The following is an 11,177-nucleotide window of genomic DNA, read 5'->3' as shown; positions in this document are numbered from 1 at the left end:
ATAATTGATGGGCCCTGAGTCGCCACATAAAGCCGTCAACACAAAATGGACAGGCTTGCATATCAATTCTTTTGTGAAATTGGGTACGCTGATATTAGTACAAACATATTATAAGTGAGAAACGTTTTGCGTAAAGCTTCATGGTTTTTTTGGCTAATATTAATCACTTTCCTTACCAGGGAAGCGTTAGCCAATGGCTTTGATTCGTGTACTATGTTTCCTGAGCAGATAGTGCACACCACTACAACCTCTCAACACCAAGCTGAATCAGAGCATTCGGCTATCCTTCACAACCTTTTAATCAACCAGTCTGAGCGAGGTTGTTGTACAGATTGCCAACTTGATGCAAATTGCATGATTAGTGGTATTCCGCTAATTTCCCCGCCGCCAGTAAGCATGCTCACCCAGCAATTTACGTCGGTCACAACTTATTTTGCTGATAATAAAGCAGTTCCTCCATCACCTTATTTTCCGCTATTAAGACCGCCAATAACCTAAATCACTTGATTTTAATACGTTTGAGAAAGGCATACTGCAAAGTATTTTGCTAACACTAATAATGAGAGCATGTCGCTTCGTTAGTGGTTAGTTTGCTTTTTGTTAAATTGTTTTGGAGGCACTAATGAACTTGTCAAATGTTACTTTCTTTGTCGTTTTGTCGCTAAGCGTCAGCAATGTTATTGGGTATGCTCAGACGTTTCCTGAGCCACTGAAGTTGGAGCAGGCGGTTGCACTTGCCGTAGATGCTGATCCCTGGCTTACGGGAAGCCAGTTCACTCAGGAAGCTCTCAATGATGAAGCGATAGCCGCGGCGACTTTACCGGACCCACGAGTGAGCTTGATGGCGGGCAATTTCCCCGTGGACACTTTCGATTTGAACCAGGAAGCCATGACCCAGTTGTCGGTAGGGGTCAGCCAGATGTTTCCACGGGGCGATAGCCTTGCGCTCGCCCAGCATCAAAAGCAGCAACTAGCCGAGCAACATCCACTGCTAAGGTTGGATCGCAAGGCCAAGGTAAGCGCTATGGTCAGCCAGTTGTGGCTGGAGGCCTTCAAAGCTCAGGAGAGTATCCGGCTGATCGAACAGGATCGCGCACTGTTTGAGCAGTTGGTGGATGCCGCCAAAGCGGGTTACTCCTCGGCGCTGGGCAGGGCACGTCAGCAGGACGTGATCCGTGCGCAGTTGGAGCTGACTCGTCTCGAAGACAGACTGACGATGCTCAGGCAGCAACAGCAAGCCGCACAAAAGCGTCTGACCGAATGGATCGGTGCGCCTGCCACTGTCCCTCTGGCTCCGGTACTACCGACACAGTCTCTTTCCAGGCCACTGTCGGTACCGACCATTAAGCAGTCCAGCGAGCATACGCGCTACGAATGGATCCGTCATCATCCCGCGTTGCGAGCGCTGGACCAGCGTATCGACGCAACGCAAACCGGTGTGGATCTGGCAAAACAGAAATACAAGCCCGAATGGGGCCTGACCGCCCAATACGGCTATCGCGACAGCGATCCCATGGGGCGCGACCGGGCCGATCTGTTCTCCGTTGGCGTGAACTTCGACCTGCCCATTTTCACCGGTAACCGGCAGGACAAGGAAGTCAGCGCCGCCGTCAATCGAACCGAGGCCATCAAAACCGAAAAGCACTTGCTTGGTCGTCGGCTGATGGCGGAACTGGAAACCGCGAGCGTGCAACTGGCGCGTCTTGATGAACGCCAGGCGTTATACGCCGATCAGCTGCTGCCGCAAATGGCTGAGCAGGCAGAAGCTTCGCTGACCGCCTACAACAACGACGACGGCGACTTCGCCGAAGCCGTGCGTGCTCGCATTGCCGAATTGAATGCCAAGGTCGACGCGCTCGCCATTGCCGTGGATCGGCAGAAGACCATCGCCCAAATCAATTACCTGCTCGCCGAGGCGTCGTTCGACGATGCACGGCCGGCGAAACCGTTTTAAAGGAGTTCAACATGAATACATTCACCAAAACCTTGCTGGGCACGGCCGTCGGCGCGCTGCTCGGCGCATCCGGCGTCTGGCTGCTCGGCAACCCCGATGAGGGGGATATGACAGCAACCGGCGGTGAACGCAAGCCACTTTACTGGGTGGCGCCCATGGATCCCAACTACAAGCGCGACAAGCCTGGCAAATCGCCCATGGGCATGGATCTGATCCCTGTGTACGAGAAATCCGCCGGAGAGGATGAAGCCGGCACCGTCAAGATATCGCCCGAGGTCGTCAACAATCTCGGCGTGCGCACCGCCACGGTTGGGTCCGGGTCTCTGGATCTGGATGTCAAAACCGTCGGTTACGTGCAATACGATGAGAACCGGCTGGTGCATATCAGCCCGCGCGTGGAAGGCTGGATCGAGAAGCTCCATGTCAAGGCCGCCGGGGATCCGGTCAGACAGGGCGACCCCCTGTACACCCTCTATTCACCCACCCTGGTCAACGCCCAGGAGGAATTGTTGTTGGCGTTGAAACGCGACAATCCGGTGTTGATCGGCGCTGCCGTGGAACGGTTATTGGCATTGCAAGTACCTCAGGCAGATATCGACCGGCTGCGTAAAACCCGCAAGGTCAGCCAGACCATCACCGTTGCCGCGCCGCAGTCCGGGGTACTGGACAATCTCGCGGTGCGTGAGGGCATGTTCGTCAAGCCTGGCTTGAGTCTGATGAGCATCGGCCAGCTAGAACATATCTGGGTGATCGGTGAGGTGTTCGAACGACAGGCAAGCCTGGTCAAGACCGGCGACCAGGTGCGGATGCGGCTCGATTACCTGCCCGGTCGGGATTGGTTGGGCCAGGTGGACTATGTCTATCCGTCTTTGAATGCCAAGACACGTACCGCGCAAATCCGGGTGCATTTCGACAACCCGGACGACTTCCTCAAGCCGGGCATGTTCGCGCAGATGGTCATTGAGACCCAGGCGGGGGCTGAAGCACTGTTAATCCCGCGGGAAGCGCTGATCCGTACCGGCAGCCAGGCGCGCGTGGTGTTGGCGCTGGGTGATGGCAAATTCAAATCGGTGGCCGTTGAGGTCGGCCGCGTGGGCGAGCGGCAGGTGGAAATTCAGTCGGGACTCAAAGAAGGGGAACGCATTGTGACCTCTGCTCAGTTCCTGATCGACTCGGAATCCAGCAAGACGTCGGACTTCAAGCGCATGGCCAAGCGCGATCAGCAAGGCGAATCAATGGATGTAAAGGCAGACGCTGATTCCCGCTCAGTCTGGGTGGCCGCACGTATCGACAGCCTGATGCCGGATCACCGCATGGTGACCCTGGAGCACGAGGCCATCCCGGACTGGCAATGGCCCACCATGACCATGGATTTCACCGTCGCTGAGGCTGTGGACATGGATGCGCTCAAACAGGGAATGCGCCTGCATGTGCAGATCACCAATAACAACAGTGGTGGATACCAGATTACCCAAGTGCATATTCCCAATGAGCAAGGCAATGATGCCATGCCTGCAGGAATGGATCACGGTCAGCACGAGGGTATGGATCACGGTGATATGTCGATGCCGGAGCACAGCGAACACCAGGGCATGAACCACGGCGGTCACGATCAAAAGGAGCACAATCATGATTGAATCGATAATCCGTTGGTCCATCGGTAACCGTTTCTTCGTGCTGCTGGCTACTTTGATGCTGGTGGGGATGGGTCTCTATTCGCTGAAAAACACCCCGGTGGACGCCATTCCCGATCTGTCCGATGTACAGGTCATTATTAAGACCAGTTTTCCTGGGCAGGCACCGCAGGTGGTGGAGGACCAGGTCACGTATCCACTGACTACTGCCATGTTGTCGGTACCCGGTGCGGTTACCGTGCGCGGTTATTCCTTTTTTGGCGATTCCTTTGTGTATGTCATTTTCGACGAGGATACCGATGCCTACTGGGCACGTTCCCGGGTGCTGGAGTACCTGTCTCAGGTCGCGCCCACATTACCGCCCAGCGCCCGGCCGCAACTGGGGCCGGACGCTACCGGAGTTGGCTGGGTCTATCTCTACGCCCTGGTGGACCGTACCGGCAAGCATGACCTCAGTCAGCTGCGCAGCCTGCAGGACTGGTTCCTGAAATACGAGCTGCAAACCGTGCCGGGTGTTTCCGAAGTCTCGGCGCTCGGTGGCATGGTCAAGCAGTATCAAGTGAAGGTAAACCCGGAAAAACTGCGCGCCTTCGGTATTCCCCTGTCTCTTATCCAGATGGCTATCCAGCGCGGCAACCAGGAAGTGGGCGCCTCGGTGGTGGAAATGGCCGAAGCCGAATACATGGTGCGCGCCAGCGGTTACATCCAGAGTATCGATGATCTGGCCAACATTCCGTTAGGGTTGGATGTTAACGGTACGCCGCTGTTGCTCAAGGATGTGGCGGATATCGAATTGGGGCCGCAAATGCGCCGTGGCATCGCCGAGTTGAACGGCGAAGGTGAAGTGGTGGGCGGTATTGTGGTGATGCGTTTCGGTGAGAACGCCCAGAAAACCATTGATGGGGTCAAGGCCAAGCTGGAAAAACTCAAGGCGGGTTTGCCCGAGGGCGTGGAGATCGTAACCGTTTATGATCGTTCAGGGCTGATATCTCGCGCCATTGACAGTTTGTGGAAAAGTCTGGCCGAAGAACTCGCTATTGTGGCGTTGATCTGTGTCATTTTCCTGTTTCATGTCAGGTCCTCACTGGTGGCGGTCTTCAGTCTGCCGCTAGGTATACTCACGGCTTTTACCGTGATGTATTGGCAAGGCCTTAATGCCAATATCATGTCATTAGGCGGTATAGCGATTGCGATAGGCGCCATGATTGATGGCGCGATTGTCATGATCGAAAACATGCATAAGCATATGGAACGTACGCCCTTGACGCCAGAGAACCGTTGGAAAATCGTGGCGGCGTCAGCCAGTGAAGTCGGTCCGGCGCTGTTTTTCAGTTTGCTTATTATCACTGTGAGCTTTGTACCAGTATTCACCCTGGAAGCCCAGGAGGGCCGGATGTTCAGCCCGTTGGCCTTTACCAAAACCTATGCCATGGCAGCCAGTGCGGCGCTTGCTATCACAGTGGTGCCGGTTTTGATGGGATATTTCATCAGAGGCAAGGTGGTAGCGGAAAACAAGAATCCTGTTAATCGATTACTGATTGCCGGGTACATGCCCCTGCTGAAAACCGTATTGCGTTTTCCGAAAATCACACTTGCGATTGCGGTTGTGATTTTCCTCGTTGGGATCTGGCCGGTTAACAAGATTGGTAGTGAATTCATCCCCGATCTGGATGAAGGTGATCTCATGTACATGCCGACCACTTATCCGGGGATCTCGATAGGCAAAGCCAGGGAATTGTTGCAGCAGACCGACAAGCTGATCGCGACAGTGCCTGAGGTAAAAACCGTGTTTGGCAAAATCGGTCGTGCCGAGACAGCCACGGATCCCGCTCCGCTGACCATGATCGAGACCTTTATTCAGCTCAAGCCCAAAGAGGAATGGCGCGAGGGCATGACCACGGAGAAGCTCAAGAAGGAGCTGGATGCGCTAGTGAAATTCCCCGGTCTAACCAACGCTTGGGTGATGCCGATCAAGACTCGCATCGACATGCTGGCCACCGGTATCAAGACGCCGGTAGGCATCAAGGTGGCGGGCGAGGATCTGCGAGAAATTCAGAAGATTGGTCAGCGACTAGAGCAGATCCTCAAGGATGTACCCGGCACAGCCTCGGTGTATTCCGAAAGGGTGGCCGGTGGGCGTTACATCAAGGTGGATATTCAGCGTGCACAGGCGGCGCGCTATGGCCTCAATATTGCTGATGTGCAGCAGGTAATAGCCACGGCCATTGGGGGAATGAATGTGGCGCAGACCATTGAGGGGCTGGAGCGTTATCCGATCAATCTGCGCTACCCGCAGGACTATCGAGACTCGCCAGAACAGCTGGCGCTGCTGCCCATCGTTACGCCCAGCGGCCAACGCATTGCGCTCGCCGATGTGGCCAATGTCTATGTGGAGGACGGCCCGCCAGCGATCAAGAGCGAGAACGCCAGGCTGAATGGCTGGACCTTTGTAGATATCGATGGGGTGGACGTGGGCAGCTATGTACAAGCGGCCATGGCAACGGTCGAGCAGCAGTTGGATTTACCGGCCGGTTACTCGGTGGCCTGGTCCGGTCAGTACGAATACATGCTGCGCGCCAAAGAGAAACTGACCTATGTGGTTCCTTTGACGCTTGCCATCATTATCATTCTGTTATACATGAATTTTCGTAACTTCACTGAAATAGCCATTATTCTGGGAACACTACCACTGGCGGTAATTGGTTCAATCTGGCTGATGTACCTGCTTGGCTATAATTTTTCTGTCGCGGTTGCGGTTGGTTTTATTGCACTGGCGGGGGTTACGGTGGAGATAGGTATCATCATGTTAACTTATCTTAACCAAGCATATCACCAATTGATAGATACCTGTCGTGAGCGTGGAGTGCAACCATTAAAAGAAGATTTGCTCGAAGCCGTGACACAGGGCGCGGGACTTCGTGTAAGACCCGTAATGATGACTACGGTCTCCACTATCGCTGGATTGTTGCCCATTATGTTCAGTTCCGGAACAGGTGCGGAAGTTGTTAGCCGGATTGCGGCGCCTATGGTGGGCGGAATGGTGAGTGCTGTGATTTTAACGTTGTTGGTATTACCCGTCGTGTATTACCTATGGCGCACCCGCTCGCTGAAAGCATAATATTGCCAAACTAAATGGGGCAGACTTGTCTGCCCCTGCCGGAGCTCTGTGGTATAAACCAATAAAGCACCAAATGCACAAATAGGTTAATGCTATTTGGTTGATCTGAATCAATCAAAACACCTAAACATTACAGTCATGTCATGTTGGAGCTATCCATCCGTAATCATCACCCCATATAATAGACAAAGAAGCTTAATAAAACACACCTTAGGCGACAACTAGCTTGACAGCTACCGGTGTAGAAGTTGGGTAAATCAACGATAAGGGAAAACCATGAACATGAAGAAGTCAAAACTCAAATGCTGCCTTCTGGCTTTAAGTGTTACAGCGGCAATAGTTCCTGCCGCTGTTTACGCAGACAATCAGACCGACAATCTCAGGCAGCAAGTCGACGATCTTCAAAATCAAGTTGATCGCTTGGAAAACACGGCAGCGGAACGTAATACAGATTCGTCATTTCATATGGCAGGTTATGGAGCGGTCGAGTACGCCGATCCGGATTCAGGCAACGCCGCTTTTAACAAGGTATTGGTCGCCCCCATCATCCACTACAATTACCAAGACTGGCTAATGTTCGAAACAGAATTTGAGCTGTCGAACACAGCTGATGGGGGCACTGAGCTGGCGTTGGAATATGCCTCTATCAACCTGTTCCTGAATGACTATGTAGCGCTTGGCGCGGGAAAATTTTTAAGTCCCATAGGTCAATTCCGGCAGAATTTGCACCCTAGCTGGATCAACAAAGCTGTCTCGGCACCCGCTGGCTTCGGGCATGGCGGAGCTGCGCCCCTAACTGAGACCGGCTTGCAATTGCGCGGCGGGTTTCCACTCGGCGAGATGCGCGCCAATTATGCTGTTTATGTTGGTAACGGGCCCACCCTGGCCGCCGCAGTAGAGGGACAAGGAGGGGATTACGAATTGGCCATCGAGGAGGTGGAGACCGAAGGCCGTACCAGTGACCCTGACGGGAAGAAGTCATTTGGTGGCCGCCTTGGGCTACTGCCGTTTCCAGGTTTGGAAATAGGGATTTCCGCTGCCAAAGGTAAAGCCACCGTAACGGAGGCTTTTGCTGGTGGACACGATGGGCCTGAGCTCGATATTGAATCCACAGGCGAATTTGATTATGACGTCATCGGTGCTGATTTTCGCTATGGCTGGAACAACCTGGAGCTCAGAGGGGAATACCTCAAAACCGAGATTGGCGAAGGTAGTTCCGGAGTCGAATTTCACAGCGATGATCTTCCAGCAGATTATGCAGGCCCCGCGGAGTTTGACGAAGTTGAGGTAGGTCAATGGAAAGCCTGGTATCTGCAGGCAGCCTATAAAATCCCCTCGACATCATTTGAAGTCGTCGTTCGCACCAGTGAATTACAGACGCCTCACTCTGCGGAAAACTATTCTCAGCGCACGCTGGGGTTGAATTACCTGTTTGCCCCCCATGTTGTCGTTAAGCTCAATTATGAGATAAAAGACTACGACTCATCAGGCGCAGATGATGATAACGCTGTGCGAGTGCAACTGGCTTACGGTTTTTAGGGGAGAATTGATATGAAAATCAGCAAATTTATTACTAGCAAGCTTTTCGGTGTAAGTAGTATGGCTTTGTTACTGTCTGCAACCGTCCTCACACCGGCTCTGGCCGAAGCAAAAGGCGATGCAGCAAAGGGTGCTCAGAAATGGGCCAATAACTGCGCCCGTTGTCACAACATGCGCGACCCTAAGGAGTTTTCAGATGCTTACTGGGACACCACTGTTATGCACATGCGCCTCCGTGCTGGACTGTGGGGGGTGGACGAACGTGATATTCTCGCGTTCCTGCAGGCATCGAACACACCAGCAGTAAAGGTAACAGTAAAGTCTGTATCGGTGGATCTGGCCAACTCCGGTCTATCCGGTGAGGCAGTCTACAAAAGCACCTGTATCGCATGCCATGGCGGCGACGGCAAGGGTGCCTTTCCTGGCATTCCGGACTTCACCAAGTCGAAAGGCCCATTGAGCAAAAATGATGCAGAGTTACTGAGCAACATGATCAATGGATTTCAGAGTCCAGGCTCGCCCATGGCCATGCCACCGCGGGGCGGCAATGTCAGTCTGACCGACGCCGACCTGAAAGCCGTACTTGGTTATATGCGAGCCACCTTCGAGAAATAGGGCTTTATCTGTGGGCAGAGTGCTCGGTGTCAGCCGGGCACTCTGCCCCACGTTATATTCTCCAGCCCTTTCCCTTGCTCGCCGCTCCATATTCTTCAGACATTACCAACAAGTGCCTCCAATTTTTCCATCAGGACCAGCGAGGCATTGTTGTTGAACTGCTGTCCTTCCTCAATGTATTCCCAAACCGTTGCATCGCTTTTCCAGCCGCCTTGCTTTTTAATCAGTTCAAAATCGACTCGCTCTCTTGCAGCCGATGTGGAAAGACCACGCCGGAAGCTATGGCTGCTCAAGTCCGATACGAAATCGAACTGACAGGCATTACCCAGCGTCTTGAGTAATTCATTAATGGCACCGGAATTCAACGCTTTGGGTTGAACCTTATCCCAGCGGTTAATGGGGCGAAAAATCGGACCTTCATTGATTTCAACCGATTCTATCCAGTTCCTCATGGCCGTAGCAGGACAGCAGCCTGGTGCCCCGAAGGGCAAGGCCCGTACCAAACCTGTTGCTTGCTGATCGGTCTTGGATCGTGGCAACTTAATGAGAAGCCCTTCAGGCTCCCACACGAGATCACCGATTTGAATGGCCACCAATTCGCTACGACGAAAGGCGCCAAAAAAGCCGGTCAACACCAGCGCGATATCCCGCTGCTTCTTTTTGGTGTCAGGCAGTTGCCGCAAGTGATTCACCATCTTCAATAACATAAAAACACTCACATAACTTACTCTAATAAAAAGCTTGGTATGTGAGTACGCTAGTTACATTAGCTGCTGTAACTTATTTATGCAGGGGTATGAACTTAGACCACATTTATCACGCCACGATACATCTGCATTTGGCAGTGAAACTCATATTTTCCCACGGCCAAAGCTGGCACAGGCACGCTGGTAATGTCGTTTAATTTAAGGCTGGCACTAATCTCTAGCGCTGGTATTAATACTGTTTCTGTACAAGGTGACGCATCTTTTCTATTAAACTTCAGGGTTAATGGACTGCCCGCTTGCACCTCTATTACCGACGGCGTGTAAACACAGGGTGAGATTACGAGTGGTCATTTAATCACCACACTCATGCCAGCTTCCAACACCGCATCAAGATAAGCCTCATTCATCAATGCCTGACGCTGCTTTCTTCTGATACTCATTTTCCGCTTCTCAGCGCGTAACATATTCAAGCCGAAGTGTCGCATCGTGGCAAGATTGGCTGCTGCATTACCACGGTATATCTGGCACGCATCCTCACTTAAGCTCACATCCAGCACCCAGTGCAGTTGGTTTTCAATACACCAATGCTCGCGTACTGCCTGGGACAGCCTTTCTGCGTTAAGGTCGGCTGAGCTGATAAAATAACGTTGCTCTAACACCGCACGCTTGTGCTTTTCCACCCGGTAAGTCGTTGCCATGCCAAGGGTTGTCAGCGCTGGCCACGCAGCTTTGAGTTTTTCCGGTAATTCACTGGCATCACATACCTGGAATTCTCGGTACTCCAAGCGCCCAGGGTTCTTTTCCAGTGACTGCGCGGCACTATCTTTATGCGCTTTCACCGCAAAGGCTTGTTTTACTGCATCGTGCAACTGTCCTTGGTTGCCTTTAACCGTCAACAGGTAGTCGGCTTCTTTATCTACTATCTGCTGCGCTATCTCTTTCTGGCATCCCATTGCATCCAAACTGACCAGGCATCCTTTAAGCTCCAGCAAGTTAAGTAGCTGAGGTATCGCCGTAATTTCGTTGCTCTTCTCGTCCGTTTTAACCTGGCCCATTACCACACCATTGGCGCTGGCAAAGGCGCTAACCATATGAATAGAAGAGCAGCGGTCTTCCCGGTTGTAGGAGCCGCGAAGCGTTTTGCCGTCGATTGCTACCACCTGACCATCGGTAAGCTCTGTACAAGCCTGCATCCAACTGGCAAAGCAGCGCTGCAAGGCTTCGCTGTCCAGCAGTGACATCACCCGCGCGATGGTGTCGTGTACCGGCAAACCCAGTTTAAAAAAGCTATGTTCTTGCAGCCAGTCAAAGCGGTTTTCGCCGAAATCTTCAATATCTTCCCAGCCCTCACAGCCAGCAATGACTGCGCAAAGCGTTAAAAACACTACGTCAAACAAGGGGTAAACGACCTTAGCGGCTTGCCTTGGGTCTTCTAATTCTGAAAAGTGCTCTGCAAAAATATCGATGTTCATAAACTGGCTCCGCGTAAAAGCCAGTATCTGATCACAGCTGAAGATCGGGGTCAATCAGTTATGCTAAAGTGCGTACTAAATGTTCGTGATCTTGCCCTGGGTGCCAGTCTGGTTTATACCTATCAAGGTGGAATATCA

8 protein-coding genes are annotated in these 11,177 nt (G+C 52.6%); 5 read left to right on the top strand and 3 right to left on the bottom strand.

Going from position 1 to position 11,177, the window contains the following annotated elements:
* Positions 1-622: 622 nt before the first annotated feature.
* From B2X65_RS02030 to B2X65_RS02010, 5 genes are all read left to right on the top strand, one after another.
* Positions 623-1,954 carry a TolC family protein gene (locus B2X65_RS02030; protein ID WP_290610264.1) on the top strand — a complete coding sequence of 444 codons (1,332 nt, stop codon included), beginning with the start codon at positions 623-625 and terminating at the stop codon, positions 1,952-1,954.
* A gap of 11 nt (positions 1,955-1,965) precedes the next feature.
* Complete coding sequence (locus tag B2X65_RS02025; protein ID WP_290610263.1) at positions 1,966-3,591, top strand: efflux RND transporter periplasmic adaptor subunit; 1,626 nt, start codon at positions 1,966-1,968, stop codon at positions 3,589-3,591.
* Positions 3,584-6,706 (top strand): efflux RND transporter permease subunit, encoded by a 3,123-nt coding sequence (locus B2X65_RS02020; RefSeq protein ID WP_290610262.1) that lies wholly within the window; start codon positions 3,584-3,586, stop codon positions 6,704-6,706. The genes B2X65_RS02025 and B2X65_RS02020 overlap by 8 nt, the downstream gene beginning before the upstream one ends.
* 276 nt (positions 6,707-6,982) lie before the next feature.
* Positions 6,983-8,245 carry a hypothetical protein gene (locus B2X65_RS02015; RefSeq protein WP_290610260.1) on the top strand — a complete coding sequence of 421 codons (1,263 nt, stop codon included), beginning with the start codon at positions 6,983-6,985 and terminating at the stop codon, positions 8,243-8,245.
* A 12-nt stretch (positions 8,246-8,257) separates the two neighbouring features.
* Positions 8,258-8,860 (top strand): c-type cytochrome, encoded by a 603-nt coding sequence (locus B2X65_RS02010; protein WP_290610258.1) that lies wholly within the window; start codon positions 8,258-8,260, stop codon positions 8,858-8,860.
* A gap of 95 nt (positions 8,861-8,955) precedes the next feature.
* Here the strand turns inward: B2X65_RS02010 and B2X65_RS02005 are convergent, their stop codons facing one another.
* From B2X65_RS02005 to B2X65_RS02000, 3 genes are all read right to left on the bottom strand, one after another.
* Positions 8,956-9,567, bottom strand: a complete 612-nt coding sequence (locus tag B2X65_RS02005) for a site-specific integrase (RefSeq protein ID WP_290610256.1) — start codon at positions 9,565-9,567, stop codon at positions 8,956-8,958.
* Between the two features lie 95 nt (positions 9,568-9,662).
* The gene (locus B2X65_RS17820) at positions 9,663-9,905 is read right to left on the bottom strand and encodes a cupredoxin domain-containing protein (protein WP_283711154.1); all 243 of its coding nucleotides are present in this window, start codon (positions 9,903-9,905) and stop codon (positions 9,663-9,665) included.
* Positions 9,906-9,914: 9 nt separating this feature from the next.
* Positions 9,915-11,039, bottom strand: a complete 1,125-nt coding sequence (locus B2X65_RS02000) for an ISAs1 family transposase (protein ID WP_290610254.1) — start codon at positions 11,037-11,039, stop codon at positions 9,915-9,917.
* Positions 11,040-11,177: the final 138 nt, after the last annotated feature.

The sequence above is a fragment of the Arsukibacterium sp. UBA3155 genome, assembly GCA_002364615.1.
Taxonomy (GTDB): Bacteria; Pseudomonadota; Gammaproteobacteria; order Enterobacterales; family Alteromonadaceae; genus Alishewanella.
Note: the sequence above shows the minus strand (reverse complement) of the source record. Positions and strands in the feature narration are given on the sequence as shown.